This window comes from Sphingomonas crocodyli, from assembly GCF_004005865.1.
In the GTDB taxonomy this organism is placed as follows: domain Bacteria; phylum Pseudomonadota; class Alphaproteobacteria; order Sphingomonadales; family Sphingomonadaceae; genus Rhizorhabdus; species Rhizorhabdus crocodyli.
Genome location: NZ_SACN01000005.1, coordinates 212755 through 231701, shown reverse-complemented (window position 1 = coordinate 231701; position 18947 = coordinate 212755). Strand labels below are relative to the sequence as shown.

The 18947-nt window shown below is 66.1% G+C and carries 22 protein-coding genes; 15 read left to right on the top strand and 7 right to left on the bottom strand.

What is annotated here, in order from left to right:
* Nucleotides 1-27: 27 nt before the first annotated feature.
* From EOD43_RS22475 to EOD43_RS22450, 7 genes are all read left to right on the top strand, one after another.
* On the top strand, nucleotides 28-2748 hold the full coding sequence (locus EOD43_RS22475) for a valine--tRNA ligase (protein WP_127746655.1): 2721 nt from the start codon (nucleotides 28-30) through the stop codon (nucleotides 2746-2748).
* 236 nt (nucleotides 2749-2984) lie between these two features.
* Nucleotides 2985-4445 carry an MATE family efflux transporter gene (locus EOD43_RS22470; RefSeq protein WP_127746654.1) on the top strand — a complete coding sequence of 487 codons (1461 nt, stop codon included), beginning with the start codon at nucleotides 2985-2987 and terminating at the stop codon, nucleotides 4443-4445.
* Nucleotides 4445-4984, top strand: a complete 540-nt coding sequence (locus EOD43_RS22465) for a GNAT family N-acetyltransferase (RefSeq protein WP_127746653.1) — start codon at nucleotides 4445-4447, stop codon at nucleotides 4982-4984. The genes EOD43_RS22470 and EOD43_RS22465 overlap by 1 nt, the downstream gene beginning before the upstream one ends.
* A 123-nt stretch (nucleotides 4985-5107) precedes the next feature.
* Nucleotides 5108-5251, top strand: coding sequence for a hypothetical protein (locus EOD43_RS23855; RefSeq protein ID WP_164857402.1), 144 nt, complete (start codon nucleotides 5108-5110; stop codon nucleotides 5249-5251).
* Between the two features lie 118 nt (nucleotides 5252-5369).
* The gene (locus EOD43_RS22460; protein WP_127746652.1) at nucleotides 5370-5759 is read left to right on the top strand and encodes a hypothetical protein; all 390 of its coding nucleotides are present in this window, start codon (nucleotides 5370-5372) and stop codon (nucleotides 5757-5759) included.
* Nucleotides 5756-6235, top strand: coding sequence for a hypothetical protein (locus tag EOD43_RS22455; protein WP_127746651.1), 480 nt, complete (start codon nucleotides 5756-5758; stop codon nucleotides 6233-6235). Before EOD43_RS22460 ends, EOD43_RS22455 begins: the two co-directional genes overlap by 4 nt.
* Nucleotides 6236-6267: 32 nt before the next feature.
* Entirely contained in the window at nucleotides 6268-6804 is a 537-nt protein-coding gene (locus EOD43_RS22450) for a GNAT family N-acetyltransferase (RefSeq protein WP_127746650.1), read from the top strand.
* A gap of 128 nt (nucleotides 6805-6932) precedes the next feature.
* On the opposite strand, the gene EOD43_RS22445 is transcribed toward EOD43_RS22450, so the two are convergent.
* On the bottom strand, nucleotides 6933-7820 hold the full coding sequence (locus EOD43_RS22445; RefSeq protein ID WP_127746649.1) for a diacylglycerol/lipid kinase family protein: 888 nt from the start codon (nucleotides 7818-7820) through the stop codon (nucleotides 6933-6935).
* 341 nt (nucleotides 7821-8161) lie between these two features.
* Here EOD43_RS22445 and EOD43_RS22440 point away from each other — a divergent pair, with 341 nt between their 5' ends.
* The 4 genes from EOD43_RS22440 (at nucleotide 8162) to EOD43_RS22425 (ending at nucleotide 10140) form a co-directional block, all read left to right on the top strand.
* A complete protein-coding gene (locus EOD43_RS22440) occupies nucleotides 8162-8791 on the top strand; it encodes a glycosyl hydrolase 108 family protein (RefSeq protein ID WP_127746648.1) in 630 nt (209 codons plus the stop codon).
* 162 nt (nucleotides 8792-8953) lie between these two features.
* Nucleotides 8954-9631: a peptidylprolyl isomerase gene (locus EOD43_RS22435; protein WP_127746647.1), complete on the top strand. Its 678-nt coding sequence runs from the start codon at nucleotides 8954-8956 to the stop codon at nucleotides 9629-9631.
* A gap of 42 nt (nucleotides 9632-9673) precedes the next feature.
* Nucleotides 9674-9871, top strand: coding sequence for a hypervirulence associated TUDOR domain-containing protein (locus EOD43_RS22430; protein ID WP_127746646.1), 198 nt, complete (start codon nucleotides 9674-9676; stop codon nucleotides 9869-9871).
* On the top strand, nucleotides 9868-10140 hold the full coding sequence (locus tag EOD43_RS22425; protein ID WP_127746645.1) for an HNH endonuclease: 273 nt from the start codon (nucleotides 9868-9870) through the stop codon (nucleotides 10138-10140). Before EOD43_RS22430 ends, EOD43_RS22425 begins: the two co-directional genes overlap by 4 nt.
* Before the next feature lie 138 nt (nucleotides 10141-10278).
* Here EOD43_RS22425 and EOD43_RS22420 read toward each other — a convergent pair whose 3' ends face one another.
* From EOD43_RS22420 to EOD43_RS22405, 4 genes are all read right to left on the bottom strand, one after another.
* A complete protein-coding gene (locus EOD43_RS22420; RefSeq protein WP_164857401.1) occupies nucleotides 10279-10695 on the bottom strand; it encodes a hypothetical protein in 417 nt (138 codons plus the stop codon).
* 154 nt (nucleotides 10696-10849) lie between these two features.
* Nucleotides 10850-11749 carry an Hsp33 family molecular chaperone HslO gene (hslO, locus tag EOD43_RS22415; protein ID WP_127746643.1) on the bottom strand — a complete coding sequence of 300 codons (900 nt, stop codon included), beginning with the start codon at nucleotides 11747-11749 and terminating at the stop codon, nucleotides 10850-10852.
* Between the two features lie 178 nt (nucleotides 11750-11927).
* Nucleotides 11928-12905, bottom strand: a complete 978-nt coding sequence (argF, locus tag EOD43_RS22410) for an ornithine carbamoyltransferase (protein WP_127746642.1) — start codon at nucleotides 12903-12905, stop codon at nucleotides 11928-11930.
* The gene (locus tag EOD43_RS22405; protein ID WP_127746641.1) at nucleotides 12854-14044 is read right to left on the bottom strand and encodes an aspartate aminotransferase family protein; all 1191 of its coding nucleotides are present in this window, start codon (nucleotides 14042-14044) and stop codon (nucleotides 12854-12856) included. The genes argF and EOD43_RS22405 overlap by 52 nt, the downstream gene beginning before the upstream one ends.
* A gap of 208 nt (nucleotides 14045-14252) precedes the next feature.
* Between EOD43_RS22405 and EOD43_RS22400 the strand changes: the two genes are divergently transcribed.
* Nucleotides 14253-15260 carry a hypothetical protein gene (locus tag EOD43_RS22400; RefSeq protein WP_127746639.1) on the top strand — a complete coding sequence of 336 codons (1008 nt, stop codon included), beginning with the start codon at nucleotides 14253-14255 and terminating at the stop codon, nucleotides 15258-15260.
* Nucleotides 15261-15400: 140 nt separating this feature from the next.
* On the opposite strand, the gene EOD43_RS22395 is transcribed toward EOD43_RS22400, so the two are convergent.
* Nucleotides 15401-16228: an ABC transporter permease gene (locus EOD43_RS22395; RefSeq protein ID WP_206363626.1), complete on the bottom strand. Its 828-nt coding sequence runs from the start codon at nucleotides 16226-16228 to the stop codon at nucleotides 15401-15403.
* A 74-nt stretch (nucleotides 16229-16302) separates the two neighbouring features.
* Between EOD43_RS22395 and EOD43_RS22390 the strand changes: the two genes are divergently transcribed.
* The gene (locus tag EOD43_RS22390; RefSeq protein ID WP_127746635.1) at nucleotides 16303-16977 is read left to right on the top strand and encodes a GcrA family cell cycle regulator; all 675 of its coding nucleotides are present in this window, start codon (nucleotides 16303-16305) and stop codon (nucleotides 16975-16977) included.
* A gap of 2 nt (nucleotides 16978-16979) precedes the next feature.
* Nucleotides 16980-17342, top strand: a complete 363-nt coding sequence (locus tag EOD43_RS22385) for an I78 family peptidase inhibitor (protein ID WP_127746633.1) — start codon at nucleotides 16980-16982, stop codon at nucleotides 17340-17342.
* A gap of 15 nt (nucleotides 17343-17357) precedes the next feature.
* Here the strand turns inward: EOD43_RS22385 and EOD43_RS22380 are convergent, their stop codons facing one another.
* Nucleotides 17358-17846, bottom strand: coding sequence for an Lrp/AsnC family transcriptional regulator (locus EOD43_RS22380; RefSeq protein ID WP_127746631.1), 489 nt, complete (start codon nucleotides 17844-17846; stop codon nucleotides 17358-17360).
* A 74-nt stretch (nucleotides 17847-17920) separates the two neighbouring features.
* Here EOD43_RS22380 and EOD43_RS22375 point away from each other — a divergent pair, with 74 nt between their 5' ends.
* Nucleotides 17921-18850, top strand: coding sequence for a DMT family transporter (locus EOD43_RS22375; RefSeq protein WP_206363625.1), 930 nt, complete (start codon nucleotides 17921-17923; stop codon nucleotides 18848-18850).
* Nucleotides 18851-18947 lie beyond the last annotated feature (97 nt).

The following is an 18947-nucleotide window of genomic DNA, read 5'->3' as shown; positions in this document are numbered from 1 at the left end:
CCCGTCGCCCCCGCTAAAGCGCGGCCCATGACGATCGACAAAACCTTCGACCCCGCCGCCATCGAAGCGCGCTGGTATAAATATTGGGAAGAGACGGGCCTGTTCCGTCCCGAACGCCCCGATGCCGAACCCTATACGATTGTCATCCCGCCGCCCAACGTCACCGGCTCGCTCCACATCGGCCACGCGCTCGATGATACGCTGCAGGATATCCTGATCCGCCACGCGCGGCTTCAGGGCAAGGACGCGCTCTGGGTCGTCGGCAACGATCATGCCGGCATCGCGACCCAGATGGTCGTCGAACGGCAGTTGAACGCCAAGGGACAGAAGCGCACCGATTTCACGCGGGACGAGTTCGTCGCGAAGATCTGGGAGTGGAAGGAAGAATCGGGCGGCACGATCAACCGCCAGCTCCGCCGCCTCGGCGCCTCGTGCGACTGGGCGAACGAACGCTTCACGATGGACGAAGGCTTTTCGAAGGCCGTCCTCAAGGTGTTCGTCGATCTCTACAATCAGAAGCTGCTCTATCGCGACAAGCGTCTGGTGAACTGGGATCCGGGCCTCAAGACCGCGATTTCGGACCTTGAGGTCGAGACCAAGGAAGTGCGCGGCAGCTTCTGGCACTTCGCCTATCCGCTCGCGGACGGTTCCGGCACGATCTCGGTCGCCACCACGCGCCCCGAAACGATGCTCGCCGACATGGCGGTCGCGGTGAATCCGGACGATGATCGCTACAAGGCGCTGATCGGCAAGAAGGTCCGCCTGCCGATCACCGGCCGTGAAATCCCGATCGTCGCCGACGAACATGCCGATCCGACGCTGGGTTCGGGCGCGGTGAAGATCACGCCGGGCCACGACTTCAACGATTTCGAGGTCGGCAAGCGCGCGGGCTTCAAGCCCGCCGACATGCTCAACATGCTCGATGCCGAGGCGAAGGTGGTGCAGACCGCCGACGGCCTGATCCCCGCCGATTATATCGGCATGGATCGCTTCGACGCGCGCAAGAAGGTCGTCGAACGGCTCAAGGCCGATGGCGTCCTGATCGCGCACGTCGACAAGGAAGGCGTCGAACATGATGCCGAACCGCGCACGATCCAGACGCCTTATGGCGATCGTTCGGGCGTGGTGATCGAACCCTGGCTGACCGATCAATGGTATGTCGACGCCGAAACGCTGGCCGGCCCCGCGCTGGAAGCGGTGCGCTCGGGCGCGATCAAGGTCGTCCCCGAAAGCTGGACCAAGACCTATTATAACTGGCTGGAAAACATCCAGCCGTGGTGCGTCTCGCGTCAGCTGTGGTGGGGCCACCAGATCCCGGCCTGGTACGACGCCGACGGCGAAGTCTATGTCGCGGAAGACGAGGCGGGTGCGCAGGCGCTCGCCGGTCCGGGCAAGACGCTCACCCGCGACACCGACGTGCTCGACACCTGGTTCTCCTCGGCGCTCTGGCCGTTCGGCACGCTCGGCTGGCCCGACGCCGCCGGACAGCAGCCGCCCGAAGCTTATGAGGAGGGTGCCAAGTCGCAGGCGTCGCTGCTCCAGCGCCATTACCCGAACGACGTGCTGATCTCGGGCTTCGACATCCTGTTCTTCTGGGATGCGCGCATGATCATGCAGGGGCTGCACTTCATGGGCGAAGTGCCGTTCAAGACGCTCTACCTCCACGGCCTCGTCCGCGCGGCGGACGGCTCGAAGATGTCGAAGTCGAAGGGCAACACCGTCGATCCGCTCGGCCTGATCGACAAATATGGTGCGGACGCGCTGCGCTTCACCTTGTCGGCGATGGAAAGCCAGGGCCGCGACATCAAGCTCGATGAAAAGCGGGTCGAGGGCTATCGCAACTTCGCGACGAAGCTGTGGAATGCCGCGCGCTTCGCCCAGTCCAACGGCATCGTCGCGTCGACCACGCTGGAGGCGCCGGCGGCGACCCTGCCGGTCAACCGCTGGATCGTCGCGGAAACGATCAAGACCGTCCAGGCGCTCGACCTCGCCATCGCCGATCTGCGCTATGACGAGGCCGCGAATACGATCTACCAGTTCGCATGGGGTTCGTTCTGCGACTGGTATATCGAACTCACCAAGCCGCTGCTCGCCGAAGGTGCGGACGCTGCGGAGGCCGCCGAAACCCGCGCGGTCGCCGGCTGGGCGCTCGATCAGATTTTGGTCATGCTCCACCCCTTCATGCCCTTCATCACCGAAGAACTGTGGCATGCGCTGGGGGATCGCCCCTACGACATCATCGTCGCGAAGTGGCCGATGGCCGATGCCCGCGCGATCGATCCGGCGGCGGCGCAGGAAATCGACTGGCTGATCCGCCTCGTCTCCGAAGTCCGCGCCGCGCGCACAGGGCTGAACGTGCCGCCCGGCGCGCGCCTCTCCGCCTTCGCGCGCGATGCTGGGGCCGAGACGCAGGCGCGCCTCGTCCGCAATGCCGCCGCCATCTCGCGCCTCGCGCGCATCGACATGGTCGCCGAACCCGCACCGGGCGGCGCCGCGCAGGTCGTGGTCGACGAAGCCACCTTCGTCCTCCCGCTCGAAGGCGTGATCGATCTCGACGCCGAACGCGCGCGTCTGTCGAAGGGGATCGTCGCGGCGGAAAAGGAACGCGACAGCCTCGCCAACCGCCTGAACAACCCCGCCTTCGTCGAAAAGGCCAAACCCGAAGCGATCGAAAAGGCCCGCGCCGACCACGCCGACAAGGCGCAGGAAGCCGAACGCCTGAGCGCCGCGCTGGCGCGTCTGGGCTGACATCATAATCCTCCCCCGCCAGGGGGAGGTGGCGCCGAAGGCGACGGAGGGGGAGGTTAGCGGCTAACTCCAGATCATCGTGTCCTCCCCCTCCGTCAGCTTGCGCTGACACCTCCCCCTGGCGGGGGAGGATGGAACGTGGTTCTTGGCGCTATCGCGACAATTTCTGGACGACGGCGCAACTGGCGCTGCGCTGCAATATGCTGCTAGGGCCATTCTCGTAACGGGGACGAGAAATGGAATCGAGTAGCGATGCGTCGCCGCCGCCTTCGGGTGGCAGGCGGGTAACCGGGCCGCATGATCTGACGAAGGGGCCGATCGGCCGTTCGCTGCTGATGTTCGCGGTGCCCACGCTCCTTTCGAACGTGCTCCAGTCGGCCAATGCCTCGATCAACACCGTGTGGATCGGCCGCTTCCTGGGCGAGGATGCGCTCGCCGCGACCGCGAACACGACCAACATCATCTTTCTGTGCTTCTCGGCCTTGTTCGGCTTCGGCATGGCCGCGACGATCCTGATCGGGCAGTCGATGGGCCGCCGCGACGTCGATGGCGCGCGGCGCGCGGTGGGGGCGGCGGCGGGCCTGTTCCTCGGCACCTCGGTAATCGTCGCGATCCTCGGCATCTCGATGACCGACAAATTGCTTTATCTGATGGCCACGCCGAAGGAGGCGTCGCACCTCGCCTCGGCCTATCTGAAGGTGATGCTGCTCGGCATGCCGTTCATGGCGGTCAACACGCTGCTGATGATGAGCGTGCGCGGCGTCGGCGATGCGATGACACCGCTCTGGGCGATGATCCTCGGCATCATCGTCGATGCAGGGCTCAACCCGTTCCTGATCGCGGGCATCGGCCCCTTCCCCGAAATGGGTATCGTGGGGTCCGCCACCGCGACGCTGGCGTCCAGCTTCACCTCGATGATCGTGATGCTCACCGTCGTCTATTGGCGCGACCTGCCGATCCGGCTGCGCGGCGCGGAACTGAGCTACCTCATCCCCGATCCGGCGCTGCTCAAGATCATCGTGACCAAGGGGTTCGCGATGGGCCTGCAGATGCTGGTGATGACGCTGGGCGGCCTGCTGATGATCGGCCTTGTCAACCATGCCGGCGTCGATACCGCGGCCGCCTATGGCGTCGCGCTGCAGCTGTGGAATTATGTCCAGATGCCCGCGCTCGCGATGGGCGCGGCGGTCAGCGCGATGGCCGCGCAGAATATCGGCGCAGGCCGCTGGGATCGGGTGCGGATGGTCACGCAGCGGGGCCTGCTGTTCAACTTCATCATGACGGCGGTGATGGTCGCGATCATCACCATCTTCGATCATGCCGCGCTCGGCCTGTTCCTGGGTGCGGGCAGCCCCGCCATCGCGATCGCCGAACGCATCCAGATCATCGCGGGGTGGAGCTTCCTGATCTCCGGCTCCACGCTGGTCCTGTTCGGCACGGTGCGCGCGAACGGGGCGGTCACGGTGCCGCTGATCATCATGTTCGTCGGCCTGCTCATCTTCCGCGTCGCCTTCGCGCGGCTGGGGCAGTTCTGGCTGGGCTTCGACGCTTTGTGGTGGGCCTTCCCCGCCTCCTCGCTCGTCACCGTCAGCATGGCCTGGGCCTATTATCTCAAGGGCAACTGGCGGCGCGGCGCTTTGGTCGACCGGGTCGATCATGACGAGCCCGAGCCGATCGCCACCGCCAGTCCGGCATAATGGACTTCGATTTCGCCCCCACGCTTGAAGGCCAGGCTGTCACCCTGCGCCCGCTCGTCCCGGCCGATCGTGACGCGCTCCATGCGGTCGCGTCCGATCCTTTGATCTGGGAAGTGCACCCCATGCCCACACGCTGGCAGCGCCCCGTATTCGATGCCTTGTTCGATGAGACGATGGCCGACGGCGGCGGCATGGCGATCCACGATCGCGCCTCGGGCGTGCTGATCGGCTCCTCGCGCTTCTCGATCCGTTATGCCCAGCCGGGCGAGGCCGAGATCGGCTGGACCTTCCTCGCGCGCTCGCACTGGGGCGGCGCCACCAACCGCGACGTCAAGCGCACCATGCTCGCCCATGCGCTCCGCTTCGTCGATCGCGTCATCTTCCGTGTCGGGGTCGACAATGGCCGCTCGCGCCGCGCGATGGAAAAGATCGGCGGCGTCGAAATCCGCCGCTGGTCCGACCCCGCCAAGCCGCACGTTCGCGAACATGTCGTCTATGCGATCGACAAGGCGGGATTCGCCACCGGCCCGCTCGCCTAGCTGCGAACGCCTCGCACCCAAAGATTTCACAACATTTCAGCGCGCTTTCGGCCGCGACATCGGGTGATGGATTCGCGCCCTAGAAGCATCTTCATCAGAGATTGCTTTCAGGGAGTTGCCCCCATGACCACCTTCTTCGCCACCTCGCCCGTCGCCGCCGGCATCCGCGCCTTCGTCGCCCTCGGCCTCGCGCTCGCCGTCCCCTTCGGCATGACGGCCGCCGCGATGCCCGATCTCAACGGCCCGATGTTCGTGGTGTGGTTCTAAGCGTCACCCACAACAAATATACCAAAGTTCACAATTGCTGTGACGTAAGCGTAAGGACTCTTTAGCCCTGTGCAGCCATAATGGCCTTCCTGCGTTGAGGGTTGTGATGGTTGAGTTCATGCGTTTTCCCACGCGGCAGCGTTTGCTGCTGACGCTTTCGGGCTTGTTGCCGGTCAACGAGTTCCTCGAGCTGCGCGATCGGCTCGCGGCGGAACGCGCGTCGATGGGCGAAGGCAAGTTCGACGTGATCATCGATGCCACGCGCTCGTCCATGCCGCCGCAGGCGGTGGTCGCGCTGGCGCAGCACATCTTTTCCGGCCCCTATCGCTGCGCGCGTCGCGTCGCGGTCGGCGCCGGTGCCTCGCTCTCGCGCCTGCAGGGCCGGCGCGGTGACGCGGCTGACAGCCAGCGCGTCTTCCCCACGATGGTGGAGGCCGAAGCCTGGCTCGACGCCGAACTCGGCCTGCGCCCGCATGGCGGCTATTCGCTCGCAGGCACCACCCTTTGATCGCGCTCGCTGCTGAGCGAGCCCGCCTTCTTGCCGCCATCGACCAGATCGAAGCTCTGGTTGCCGGCGGCTATGTCGAGCAGGGGCCGGTCGAAACCGAAAAGCGCTGGGCCTTCACGCGCGAGATGATGCTCCATCTCTCGCGCGTCGATGCGCAGATTTTCCTGCCCCTGATGGCGGACGAGCGCCCGCTCGCCGCAAAGCGCGCGGCCGATGCGCGCGTCACCGCGCTCGCCTTTTACGACGATTTCTGCGCCCATGCCGCGCGCTGGCGCGGCCGCCCGACCGAGGATCGCTGGCCCAGCTATCGCATCGCCGTGCGCGATCTGATGCGCCGGCTGCGCATCTTGCTCGATGAGGAGAGCGAACGCCTCGTCCCCTTCCTGCCGCCGCGGCTCGTGCGGGGTGTCGCACCGGGCGAAAGCCGCAACTTCGCGGCCGCCGCGTGGGATATCCGCAAGATTCTCGACTCTTGAGCTTTGGCGGCTTTCCGTCGAATGCGTCGGGAATGTCCGATCTCACCAGCCGCCTCGCCACCGCCGCTGATCTGCCCGCTTTGCGCGCGCTGATGACGCTCGCGATCGATCGGCTGCAGGATGATTTTCTCTCGCCCGAACAGGTCGCCGCCAGCCACGCCTTCATGGGGCTGGACACGCAACTGATCGCCGACGGCACCTATTTCATGGTCGAATGCGACGGCCGCCTCGCCGGCTGCGGCGGCTGGAGCCGGCGCGCAACCCTCTATGGTGGCGATCACAGCACCGCCCTGCGCGACGCCGCCTTGCTCGATCCGGCGAAGGACGCTGCCCGCGTCCGCGCGATGTACACCCACCCCGATTTCACCCGCCGGGGCGTCGGCCGCCTGATCCTCTCCCTGTGCGAATCCGCCGCCGCCGCCGAAGGCTATGCCCACGTCGAACTGATGGGCACGATGAGCGGCATCCCCCTCTACCGCGCCACCGGTTACACGGTGATCGAGCCGACCGAAGCCGACGTCGACGGCGTAAAGGTTCCGCTGGCCCGCATGGGCAAGGCGCTCCTCTAAATCCTCCCCCGGAGGGGGAGGGGGACCGGCGCAGCCGGTGGAGGGGTAGCTAGAGAAGGAATGCCTCGCTGCCGGCCAATACCTCTCCACCATCCTTCGGATGGTCCCCCTCTCCCTCCGGGAGAGGATCAGGTTGCCGGCGCCATCACCTCCACTGCCGCCCGCGCGATCCGTGCCGTCACCGGGGTCTTCGCCAGCACCTCGCCGTCGATCGAAATCTTCTGCGGCGGCTGGGTCTCGATGCGGATTTCCTGCCCGTGGAATTCGCGCGTCGTATCCTTGCGCGCCTTCAGCCGCAGCCAGCTGGCGAACCAGCTCCAGCCCAGCTGCGTCGGCGAACTGCCCACCACCGCCTGCACCACGATCTCGCCGCTTTGCGGATCGGCTTCGTCGACCAGCGCGACCCCGCCATGATAGGGGCCGTTGGCGATCCGTACCTCTACGACCTTCAGCGTCTCGGATTTTCCGTCGATCGTCACCGTCAGCTTGAAGCCCTTGAACTTCAGCGACTGGTAACTCGCCCAGATCAGGTAGCCGAGCCGCCCCAGCGTCTTCTTGAGCACCGGCGGGATGCGATCGCCGATCTTGGTCGAAAGGCCGATCGCGGCGCAATTGCAGTAATAATCGTCGTCGATCATCCCGACGTCGACCCGCCGTCGGGCGCCTCTCGCGATCACGTCGACCGCGCCCTGAACCTCCAGCGGGATGCCCAGTGTGCGCGCAAAGCTGTTCGCAGTGCCCAGAGGCAGGATGCCAAACACCACGTCGGTGCCGACCAGCGAATCGACCGAGCAGGACAGGCTCCCGTCGCCGCCGCCGACGATCAGCATCGGTGGCCGTTTCGCCACCGCCTTCTCGACCGTCTCGATCAATGTGCCGGGTTTTTCGATCGCGATCGCCTCGATCAACTCGATCCCCGCGGCCTTCAGCGCGGCGCAGGCGGCGTCGAACTGATCGCGTCCCTGCCGGGACAAGGCGTTGACGATCAGGATTGCAGCGCGGGGGTTTTCATCCATGTCCGCCCGAACGCGCCAGAACCGTTTCGGATGCGCATCGGCGGTGCGCTCGCGCGATTTTCTCTCCCCTCATCCTCCCCCGCCAGGGAGTGCGAGGTTGAACATGCCCCCGGCATGTTCAAGGATCGTCCGGGGGACGATCCGACCTCGCGCTGTGTCAGCGTAGCTGACGGAGGGGGAGGGTGGCGGCCAACTCTCGATCATCGCGTCCTCCCCCTCCGTCGCCTTCGGCGCCACCTCCCCCTGGCGGGGGAGGATAAGAAAGTTCTTATTTTGTTCTGTCCTACAGACGCGTTCGTGCATAAGGGAGGATTCGACTCGAAATCCGGGGGAGACAAGGCATGGACGTCGCGCAATTCATCGAAGGCTTTATCACTGATCACGAAGGCGGTCTGTCGGTCGACACCGACGACACCGGCAACTGGTTCCACGAGAAGGGGCGCTCGCCGATCCTCGTCGGTTCCAAATATGGCGTGACCGGCGCGACGCTCGCGGCCTTCCGCAAGGTGCCGCGCGTCACCGCAATCGACATGGCGCTGCTGAAAAAGGCGGAGGCGGTGCGGATCGGCGTGCACCTTTATTACGAACAACCCGATTTCGATCTGCTGCCGTGGAATCAGCTGACCGCCAGCCTGGTCGACATGGGCTGGGGCGCGGGGCCGGGGCAGGCGACCCGGCTGTTTCAGCGGATGATCGGCGCGAATGACGATGGGCGGATGGGGCCGCGCACCGTCGCCGCCTTTCACCAGTTCGTGAAGGCCCACGGCCTGATGGACGCCGCCGTCCGCTGGGGCGAGGCGCGCGCGGCCTTTTACGAACGGATCATCGCGGTGCGCCCCACCAACGCCAAATATCGCAACGGCTGGCGCAACCGCACCGCCAGCTTCCTGCCCGGCATGGACTGGTGGGACAAATGGCCCTCATCCGATCCCTTCCCAAACCTCGAAATGCCGGGCGTGTCGCGAAAATGAAGATCCTCCCCCGGAGGGGGAGGGGGACCGGCGTAGCCGGTGGAGGGGTATTCGAGGCTTGGCGGTTCGCTGCCGGCCAATACCCCTCCGTCGCCTTCGGCGCCACCTCCCCCTGGCGGGGGAGGATTGAGAAAGCCCGAAGAAGTTTCTTAGGATAGCCGCATGATTCGCATCGCTCTCGCCGCCGCGCTCGCGCTCGTCTCCACTGCTGCTGTCGCCCAGGAAGCTACGACGCAGGCCGCGCCTGATGCCGCGCCGGCGCCCGTCGCAACCCCGGCGCCGCCGCCCGGCCCACCGCCCCAGCGCGCGGGCACGGTGCGCGTCACGCTGACGACCAGCGAGGGGCCGATCCTGATCGAACTCGATAAGGACAAGGCGCCGATCACGGTCGCCAACTTCCTCAAATATGTCGATACGAAGCGGTATGACGGGAAGACTTTCTACCGCGTCGTGCCCGTCCCCGGCCTCACCGATCAGGGGCTGGTGCAGGGGGGCATGAAGTTCGATCCGCGCCAGATGTTCCCGCCGATCGCGCACGAACCGACCACGAAGACCGGGCTGTCGCACACCAGCGGCACGATCTCGATGGGCCGCAACGCGCCGGGATCGGCGACGTCGGAATTCTTCATCATCGTCGGCGACATGGATTATATGAACGCCAATCCGTCGCAGCCCGGCGACAATCAGGGCTATGCCGCCTTCGGCCATGTCGTCGCGGGGCTGGATAATGTGAAGAAGATCCTCGCCTCCCCCGTATCCCCCACCGATGGCCCGCCGGGGATGAAGGGGCAGTTTCTGGTCAAGCCGGTGAAGATCGTCACGGCCCGCCGCGCGGGTTGAACCCCGCCTGCCGCTTGTCCGTTCTTCCCGCCAAGGAGACGGATGATGAAGGCAGGCGACAAGGTTAGCTGGAACAGCCACGGCGGCGAGGCGCATGGCAGGGTCGTGAAGAAGGTGACCAGCCCGATGACGATCAAGGGCCACAAGGTCGCGGCGTCGAAGGGCAATCCCGAATATCTCGTCGAAACCGATGAGGGGAAGCGCGCCGCGCACAAGCCTTCGGCGCTCAGAAAGGGTTGAACGACGCGCTTCCCTGCTGGCTATGCGGCCGTCCGCTGGGCGTCCGCACCGAATGGCATCACCCGCTGCCCAAAAGCCGGGGCGGGCGCGAAACGGTCCCCGTTCACCCGATCTGCCACCGCACGATCCACGCGACCTTCTCCAACGCCGAACTGGCGCGGCTGTCGCGCGACGATGTGCTGGCCCATCCGGCGATCGCGAAATTCGTCGCGTGGGTCGCGGGCAAGGATGCCGACTTCAACGCCCCCACACGGCGGGGAGGAAAGTAAGATCCTCTCCCGGAGGGAGAGGGGGACCGCGCCGAAGGCGTGGTGGAGAGGTATTGGCCGGCAGCGATGCCCTTGTGGGGAACTACCCCTCCATCGGCTACGCCGGTCCCCCTCCCCCTCCGGGGGAGGATCGGATCGTCAGCGCCGCGGCGCGCTGGCCGCCACCGTGCAGGCGCCCGCACGCTTGGCGGTCGCCGAATAGTCGAACGGCGCATTGTTCAGGATGCCCTGCGTGCGGATGTGGACGCTCCCGTCCTCGCCCACGCGCAGGTTGGTCTGGCCATAGCCGCCGGTCTTGCAGCTATAGCTGACGGTCGCGGTCTTGGCGTCGTTGGCGATGATGAAGCGGCTGCACACCGGCCCCTGATGCGCGATCTGGAGCAGCGCGGCCGGATCGGTCACGCACATCGATTTGCTGTGCGCGGCATCGCTGTCCAAATCCCACTGGCCGGGCTGGATCGTCGCCAGCGCGGCCAGTTTCGGCTGATAGGGTTCGGCGATCGCGATACCGCCGATCGTCGCCAGTATCGCGCCCAAAGCCAAAACGCCGATCATCGCCCGTTTCATCATATCTTCCCCAGTCTTCACCGGCGCTCGCCCTGTCCCGCCTGCGCGACCTCGGCGAGAAACTTTCGACGAACTGTCGATTCGAAGGAACAGACTAAAGTTCAACTGTGGTTATGCTGTGACGCACAACACGCGAAATATTTCAGGCGGCGAGCGATTCGAGCGAGATCGAGTATCGCGTCGAACAAAACTCGCAGTCGACATGGATCTCGCCATTTTCGTCCGCCATCTCCGCGCGCTCATCCGCCGGGAAGCGGGCGAGGACCGATCGGAAATGTTCGAGGTCGCATCGGCAACTCTGCGACAGCGCCAGCGCGGGCAGGGTGCGAACCTCCTCCTCGTTGAACAGCCGCCACAGCAGGTTTTCCAGCGGCAGATCGGCGTCGGTCAGTTCGTCGGGCTTCACCGTCTCGGCCAGCGCGCGGACATGGTCCCATTCGGGATGGTCCAGCCGCGTGTGGATGCGATCGCGCCCCTCCTCGCCCTCGGGCAGGTGCTGGATCAGCATGCCGCCCGCGACATGACGGCCGTCGGCCCCGCGCCCGGCGCTCAGCCGGATGATGCTGGGCAGCTGTTCGGACTGCGCGAAATAGCTTTCGGCGGCTTCCGCCAGCGATGCGCCTTCCAGCGGGACGATCCCCTGATAACGTTCGCCGATCGCCGGCAGATCGAAGGTGATCGCCAGATAGCCCTTGCCGAACAAAGCGAACAGCGACGGATCGACCGGCATCTGCGCGATCCGATCGGCATCGTGGCGGACATAGCCGCGCAGCACGCCGTCCACATAATCGACGACCAGCAGGTCGACCGCGCCGCCCTCCGCCTGCGCCTGCAGGGTCAGGCGGCTGCCGTCATGCTTGAGCGTCGATCCGAGCAGCGCGGAGAGCGTCAGCGCCTCCGCCAGCAACGTCGCGACGACGGGCGGATAAGCATGCTTCGACAGGATCGTGTCGAGCGCCGGCCCAAGCCGTACCACCCGCCCGCGCGCATGGCGGTGCGGAATGGTGAAGCCGATGGCGGTGTCGAGCGAGGCGGTGGTCATGGCTGCAAGGTCATGGTGAGAGGAGAGGATTTCAAGAGCGGCCTTATCCTCCCCCGCCAGGGGGAGGTGTCAGCGCAGCTGACGGAGGGAGAGGGCGGCGACCAAATCGAGGTTCATCGCATCCTCCCCCTCCGTCGCCTTCGGCGCCACCTCCCCCTGGCGGGGGAGGAAGAGTTGGTCAGAGTTTACCCAGGCACCACAGCAGCACCGCCTTCTGGGCGTGGAGGCGGTTTTCCGCCTCGTCCCAGATCAGCGATTGCGGGCCATCGATCACCGCGTCGGTCACTTCCTCGCCGCGATGCGCGGGCAGGCAGTGGAGGAAAGCGGCGTCGCTGGCGGCCTTCGCCATCAGCGCCTCGTCGACCTGGAAGGGCATCATGGCGGCGAGCTTTTCCGCGCCGTCGGTCTGCCCCATCGAGATCCACGTGTCGGTGACGATCACGTCCGCCCCCGCCGCCGCGTCGCCCGCGTCGCGAGTGATGCGGACATCGCCGCCGCGCGCCTTGGCCGCGTCGATCACCGCCGGATCGGGATCGTAACCCTCGGGGCATCCCACCGCGACCGTGAAGCCGAGCAGGCTCCCCGCCTCGACGATCGAATGGAGGACGTTGTTGCCGTCGCCCAGCCACGCCCAGCGCAGCCCTTCGACCGTGCCCTTATGCTCAAGGATGGTCAGCAGGTCGGCCATGATCTGGCACGGATGCGATGCGTCGGTCAGGCCATTGATCACCGGCACGGTCGCATGCTTCGCCAGATCGATCAGCTTCTGATGATCGTCGGTGCGGATCATGATCGCGTCGACATAGCGGCTGAGCACGCGCGCGGTGTCCGCGACGGTCTCGCCACGGCCCAGCTGCATGCTGCCCGCGTCCATCACGATCGTCGTGCCGCCCAACTGGCGCATCGCCATGTCGAACGACACGCGCGTCCGCGTCGAGTTCTTCTCGAAGATCATCGCCAGCGTGAAGCCGGCCAGCGGTGCGTCCTTGTCGGCGGTGCCCTTGGGGCTTCCGGCGCGCGCTTCCTTGCGCGCCTTCGCCGCTGCCAGCATCGCCTTCAGCCCGTCGGTGCCCGCATCTGCGAGGTCGGTGAAATGCCGGATCGTCACGATGCACCGCCAATCGTCCGCGCGCCCGCCGACAGCTTTTCGACGCATTCGGCGATGTGGCTCTCGTTGATCACCAGCGGGGGCAGGATGCGGACGACATTCTCGCCCGCCGCCACGCTCAGCAGCCCGTGATTGTCGCGCAGATGCGCGACCATCGCCCGCGCCTCGACCGCGTCCTTCAGCTTGATGCCGATCATCAGGCCCATGCCGCGCACGCTGTCGAACACGTCGTCATGGTTCGGGATCATCTGCTCGATCGCCTGACGGAGCCGATCGCCCATCGCGCGGACGTTCGCCAGGAAGGCGTCGTTCACCGCGACTTCGAACACCGCCTCGGCCGCCGCCATCGCCAGCGGATTGCCGCCATAGGTGGAACCGTGGGTGCCGATCACCATGCCTTTGGCCGCTTCCTCGGTCGCCAGGCACGCGCCCAGCGGGAAGCCGCCGCCAATGCCCTTGGCCACCGCCATGATGTCCGGCGTGATGCCGTACTGCTCATGCGCGAAGAAGGTGCCGGTGCGGCAATAACCGCACTGAACCTCGTCGAGGATCAGCAACAGCCCCTGCTCGTCGCAGATCTTGCGCAGACCCCGAAGGAACTCCTGGCTCGACGGGGTCATGCCGCCTTCGCCCTGCACCGGCTCCACCATGAAGCCCGCAGTATTGTCATCGACCGCGGCCGTGGCGGCGGCGAGGTCGTTGAACGGCACCACTTCGAACCCCTGCAGGAGCGGCTCGAAACCGTCGCGCATCTTGGGCTGGTTGGTGGCGGAGATCGTGCCCAGCGTTCGCCCGTGGAAGGCGTTGGCGAAAGTGATGATCTTGGTCCGCTGCGGATTGCCGTTGGCATAATGGTAACGACGCGCGGTCTTGATCGCGCACTCGACCGCCTCGGCGCCCGAATTGGTGAAGAACACCGTGTCGGCGAAGGTCTTGTCGACCAGCTTCTGCGCGAACGCCTCACCCTGCGGCGATCCGTAGAGGTTCGACACGTGCATCAGCGTCGCCGCCTGATCCGCGATCGCCTTCACCAGCGCGGGATGGCCGTGGCCCAGCATGTTGACCGCGATGCCGCTCGCGAAATCGAGATAACGCTCACCGCGCTCGCCGATCAGGTAGCAGCCCTCGCCTCGGACCGGACGCACGCCGCACCGCGGATAAACCGGCATGAGCGGAGTGATGGTCATGGCAAGAACTCCCTTCCTTCAAGAAATCGACGTGGAAATGCTCCGAAAACGCAAAAGGCGGCCATCCAGGCCGCCGATTGGAGCGCGCATATAGAGGGGCATGGCGCAGCGCGTCAACGATCCGTCGCAAAGCGGGTGCGCGGGCGCGCTGGTTTTGGTAAAAAGCCCTCAATTCCGAGAGAATCGCTGGTTTACGACTGGGTCGCTTATGCGTTTCCTGTGCTTTGCCCTGTTGGCCTCCACCGCCGTTCCCGCGCTTGCGCAGGGGATCGAGCTGTCGCCGACCTTCGGTACGCAGTTCCGCTACGAACAGACGGTGGGTGACAGGTTGCTGGGCACCAACGACGCCTTCGTGATGCGAGCGCGGCCCGGTGTGACGATCGACGACGGTAGCTGGTCGCTGACCGCGCAGAGCGACGCGGCGGTCGTGGTGCGCCGGACGATCGATCCGACGGGCGAGGAAACCAGCGAGACGACCGCGTCGACCGCCAGCCGCCCCGATTCGCTCCAGCTCAACCAGTTCGCGCTGCGCTATACCGGGGTGCCGGGCACGACCTTCGCGGTCGGGCGCCAGCAGATCGGGCTCGCCGCCAATTATGCTGGCGATCGCGATGGCGAGCAGACCTTCGATGCCGCGCGCGTGACGTTTGCAGCTCTGCCGGGGCTGCACGCCGATCTGGCCTATGCCTGGTCGAGCCGGAGTCTCTGGGCGCGTGAGGGCGATGCACTGATCCCCGAAACGGTGGGCGGGCAGAATATCTTCGCCAAGCTCGACTGGCAGAGCCGGCTCGGCACGCTCAGCACCTATGCCTATCAGGTCGATCAGCGGCATGCCGCGCACAGCGACTTCCGCCTGATGAACCAGGTCTATGGCGCGCGCTTCACGGGTACGCGCAAGCTCGCGACCGGCACGCGGCTCGATTATGCGATCGGCTATAACCGGCAGGACGGCGCGCTGACCAACGGCGCCACGATCGCGCCGACCTATTGGCTGATCGGCAGCACCTACGACCTGAACGATCTGTCGGCGACGCAGACCAATTATCGCCGCTTTGCCGCCAACGGCATCGCGTTCAAGAATGGCGACGAGGTCAACCTGTCGACCACCGCGACGATGGGGCGCGTGAACCTGGGCGCTCGCTTCTCGAACTTCCGCCCGATCGACAGCCAGCAGTCGCTGCAGGACATGCGCGTGTCGCTGGGGCTGATTTTCTGACTTCTTTATCCTCCCCGGAACGGGGAGGGGGACCGCGAAGCGGTGGAGGGGGCGAGAGGCCAGGCGCAGCGCTTGTAACTATCCCCCTCCGTCATGCCTGCGGCATGCCACCTCCCCGTGCCGGGGAGGAGTTCAGGGCGTCAGCTCTTCACCTTCCAGCCCTTGGCCAGCAGCACATAGCTGAGCCATCCGAGCGCGATGTTCACCGCGAGCAGGACGATCGCGCCGGTCAGGATCGGCGAGTCGGCGTCACCCAGGAAGCCGTAGCGGAAGCCGGAGATGACGTAGAAGAACGGGTTGGCGTGGCTCGCCGCCTGGAAGCCGGCGTGGAGCGAATCGACCGAATAGAAGGTGCCCGACAGGAGCGAGAGTGGCGCCACCACGAAGTTGGTGACGGCCGCCGCATGATCGAACTTGTCGGCCCAGATCGAGGTGAGCAGGCCGAGGAAGCTGAGCAACGCCGCGCCCATCACGCCGAACCAGGCGACCGCCCAGAAATGCACCGGGATCACATTCACCCCCGGCCACGCGATCATCACCAGCCACACCGCGAAGCCGACGAGGATCGCGCGGCTGATCGATGCGCCGACAAGCGCGGCGATGACTTCGCCGGTCGACAGCGGCGGCATCAGATAATCGATGATCGTCCCCTGCATCTTGCCGGCGAGCAGCGAGAAACTGGCATTGGCGAAGGCATTCTGCATCATGCCCATCACGATCAGGCCGGGTGCGATGAAGCTGGCGAAGGGATGACCCATCACTTCGCGCCCGCCGCGGCCCAGCGCGACCGTGAAAATCACCAGATAAAGCAGCGTCGTTATGGCCGGCGCCCACACCGTTTGCAGCTGCACCTTGAAGAAACGGCGCACCTCCTTCACATATAGGGCGCGCAATCCCCCCCAGTTCACCATCGGGAGCACCGACACGCCGGGCGGGGGGAAGCTGGTGTTTTGGGGCTGGTCGGTCATGGGCATATCGCCTATCGGCTCGCCGGCCCGCCCGCAAGCCGTGCTGGCGGGGGCTTAAGGATCAAGTTGCTAAGATGGCCTGGACGGACGAACGGATCGATCAGCTGAAGCGGCTCTGGGGTCAGGGCATGACCGCGAGCCAGATCGCCGAGGAACTGGGCGGCGTCAGCCGCAACGCCGTGATCGGCAAGGCGCACCGCCTTGGCCTCGAGGCGCGCCCGTCCCCGGTGAAGGGCGGTGGCGATGCCGCTGCTGCGGCCGCCCCGGCGGCGGCTGCACCCGCCGCGCCGCCACCCGAGAAACCGGTCGTCGAGAAACCCGCGCCCGTCGTGGCCGCGCCCAAGCCTGCGCCCGCACCGGCCCCGGCGCCCGCGCCTGTCGCAGCGACCCCGGCGCCCACGCCCGCGCCGCAGCCGATGGTCCGCTCGATCGGCCCCGGCGGTTTCCAGCGTCAGGCACCCGGCGAACAATCGGCGCCGATCACGCCCGCGCCGCCGCGCCGCCTCGTCCCCGCAAAGCCTTCGGCGGATATGGCGGACAAGACGAGCCTGCTCGATCTGAACGACCGTATCTGCAAGTGGCCGCTCGGCCATCCGGGCGAGCCCGACTTCCACTTCTGCGGCCAGCCGATCAATCCGGGCTTCCCGTACTGCCTCGATCACTGCTCGGTTGCCTATCAGGCGCAGTTGCCGCGCCGTGACCGCCGTCCGCCGCCGCCGCTGCCCTTCGGCGGCCCGCGGGTTCGCTAAACATGTCGAAGAGGGCGATCCTGCTGACGGCGGCGATCGCCCTGTCGGCCTGCGCGGCGGCTCCGAAAGCCGATGCGGGCAAATATAAGGACAAGGGTCCGTTCGGCGAACGCGGCACCGCGCTCGCCCCGCCGACTGACACGCCCGCGGACCCCGCGGAGGGCACTGCCTGCAACCTCGACGCCGCCCGCGCCTTCATCGGCAAGCCGGGCGCCCAGATCGCCGACGAAGCCCGCGCCGCCGCTGGCGCCCGCTCGGTCCGCGTGATCAAGCCCGACACGATGGTGACGATGGACTTCCGCCCCGACCGGCTGAACCTGAAGACCGACGATGCGGGCGTGGTGAAGGACGTCAGCTGCGGCTAACTTTTCCCCTACTTTTCAGGGAGTGGGGAGGAAGGGAATCTCGATCTCCGCGCCCGTTTTGACCCGGTCGAGTGCGATCAGGCTGCGGAAGCTGGCGACGCTTTCGTTGGTGGAGAAGAGGCGGCGGGTGGTCGCTTCGTAGGTCGCCATGTCGGCGGAGACGATCACCAGAACGAAGCTGATTCCGCCGGTCACATAATAGCATTGCTGGACTTCGGGCGCGGCCTCGAACAGCGCCTTGGCGTGATCGACCGTGTGAGTGCGTTCGTTGATCAACGTCACCTCGACGATGGCGGTGATGCCCATCGCGACCGCGCGGGCATCGACGATCGCCACGTTGCGCTCGATGATCCCGGCCGCCTCCATCGCGGCGATCCGACGCTGGACGGCGGCGGCGGACAGGTTGACCGCCTCGGCGATCTGGCGCTGCGGCGTCTTGGCGTCGCGCTGGACGATGCGCAGGATCGCGCGGTCGAAGCTGTCGAGCGGGGTTTTGCGGGGCATATGTGGGTTTTTGTTGCATTTGGCGCCCCGATCAAGAGCACACCGCTCGCCTCCATGATGATATCACTCCCATCATGGACGATGGACGGCGATATGCGGGCGTAGCGTGCGGGATGGGGGCGGGGGCGCTATGGGGCCTCGTCTTCCTCGCGCCCGAACTGGTGCGCGATTTCACCCCGCTGCAGCTCGCGATCGGGCGCTACCTTGCTTATGGCCTGATCGCGCTGGGCCTGATCGTGCCGCGCTGGAAGGCGCTCGCCGGGCACATCGGCGCGCGCGACTGGCGCGCACTCGGATGGCTCGCGCTGGGCGGGAACACGCTCTATTATATCCTGCTGTCGGGCGCGGTGCAGACCGGCGGGATCGCGATGACCTCGCTAGTCATCGGCTTCCTACCCGTCGCGGTCACGATCATCGGCAGTCGTGATCATGGCGCTGTGCCGCTGCGCATGCTCGCGCCGTCGCTGTTGCTGTGCACGGCGGGTGCGGTGTGTATCGGCTGGCAGGCGCTGGCGGGGGAGGGCAAGTCCTCGCTCATCGGCCTGCTCTGCGCGATCGGTGCGCTGGCATCGTGGACGGCGTTCGCGGTGGGCAATGCGCGGGCGCTGGCGCGGCTCGATCATGTCTCGGCGCATGACTGGAACCTGCTGCTCGGCATCGTCACCGGCGCGCAGGCGGTGCTGCTGATCCCGTTGAGCCTCACGATCGATCCGACGAGCTATGCGCCCGAACAGTGGCTGCGCTTCGGCACGGTTTCGATCGGTGTCGCGATCTTCGCGTCGATCATCGGCAATGCGCTGTGGAACCGGATGAGCCGCCTGCTGCCGCTGACGATGGTGGGGCAGATGATCCTGTTCGAAACCCTGTTCGCGCTGATCTACGGCTTCGTCTGGGAAGCGCGCCTGCCGCACCCGCTCGAATGCGCGGCGTTCGGGCTGGTGGTGGCCAGCGTCCTTTCGTGCATCGCTGCGCATCGGCGGCATGCGGCGCTGACGATATCTTGATAATGTTCCCATTTTGTTCTATCGACATCAGTCGATGAGCAAGGGCCGGGCCGACACCATGTCAATTTCGAAAGCCACAAAACCCACAAACCGAGTG

Excerpts from the sequence above, each read along its gene's own strand:
- EOD43_RS22475 (WP_127746655.1), top strand. The coding sequence starts at position 28 with ATGACGATCGACAAAACCTTCGACCCCGCCGCCATCGAAGCGCGCTGG.
- EOD43_RS22470 (WP_127746654.1), top strand. The coding sequence starts at position 2,985 with ATGGAATCGAGTAGCGATGCGTCGCCGCCGCCTTCGGGTGGCAGGCGG.
- EOD43_RS22465 (WP_127746653.1), top strand. The coding sequence starts at position 4,445 with ATGGACTTCGATTTCGCCCCCACGCTTGAAGGCCAGGCTGTCACCCTG.
- EOD43_RS23855 (WP_164857402.1), top strand. The coding sequence starts at position 5,108 with ATGACCACCTTCTTCGCCACCTCGCCCGTCGCCGCCGGCATCCGCGCC.
- EOD43_RS22460 (WP_127746652.1), top strand. The coding sequence starts at position 5,370 with ATGCGTTTTCCCACGCGGCAGCGTTTGCTGCTGACGCTTTCGGGCTTG.
- EOD43_RS22450 (WP_127746650.1), top strand. The coding sequence starts at position 6,268 with ATGTCCGATCTCACCAGCCGCCTCGCCACCGCCGCTGATCTGCCCGCT.
- EOD43_RS22445 (WP_127746649.1), bottom strand. The coding sequence starts at position 7,820 with ATGGATGAAAACCCCCGCGCTGCAATCCTGATCGTCAACGCCTTGTCC.
- EOD43_RS22440 (WP_127746648.1), top strand. The coding sequence starts at position 8,162 with ATGGACGTCGCGCAATTCATCGAAGGCTTTATCACTGATCACGAAGGC.
- EOD43_RS22435 (WP_127746647.1), top strand. The coding sequence starts at position 8,954 with ATGATTCGCATCGCTCTCGCCGCCGCGCTCGCGCTCGTCTCCACTGCT.
- EOD43_RS22430 (WP_127746646.1), top strand. The coding sequence starts at position 9,674 with ATGATGAAGGCAGGCGACAAGGTTAGCTGGAACAGCCACGGCGGCGAG.
- EOD43_RS22420 (WP_164857401.1), bottom strand. The coding sequence starts at position 10,695 with ATGATCGGCGTTTTGGCTTTGGGCGCGATACTGGCGACGATCGGCGGT.
- hslO (WP_127746643.1), bottom strand. The coding sequence starts at position 11,749 with ATGACCACCGCCTCGCTCGACACCGCCATCGGCTTCACCATTCCGCAC.
- argF (WP_127746642.1), bottom strand. The coding sequence starts at position 12,905 with ATGCGTCGAAAAGCTGTCGGCGGGCGCGCGGACGATTGGCGGTGCATC.
- EOD43_RS22405 (WP_127746641.1), bottom strand. The coding sequence starts at position 14,044 with ATGACCATCACTCCGCTCATGCCGGTTTATCCGCGGTGCGGCGTGCGT.
- EOD43_RS22400 (WP_127746639.1), top strand. The coding sequence starts at position 14,253 with ATGCGTTTCCTGTGCTTTGCCCTGTTGGCCTCCACCGCCGTTCCCGCG.
- EOD43_RS22395 (WP_206363626.1), bottom strand. The coding sequence starts at position 16,228 with ATGACCGACCAGCCCCAAAACACCAGCTTCCCCCCGCCCGGCGTGTCG.
- EOD43_RS22390 (WP_127746635.1), top strand. The coding sequence starts at position 16,303 with ATGGCCTGGACGGACGAACGGATCGATCAGCTGAAGCGGCTCTGGGGT.
- EOD43_RS22385 (WP_127746633.1), top strand. The coding sequence starts at position 16,980 with ATGTCGAAGAGGGCGATCCTGCTGACGGCGGCGATCGCCCTGTCGGCC.
- EOD43_RS22380 (WP_127746631.1), bottom strand. The coding sequence starts at position 17,846 with ATGCCCCGCAAAACCCCGCTCGACAGCTTCGACCGCGCGATCCTGCGC.
- EOD43_RS22375 (WP_206363625.1), top strand. The coding sequence starts at position 17,921 with ATGGACGATGGACGGCGATATGCGGGCGTAGCGTGCGGGATGGGGGCG.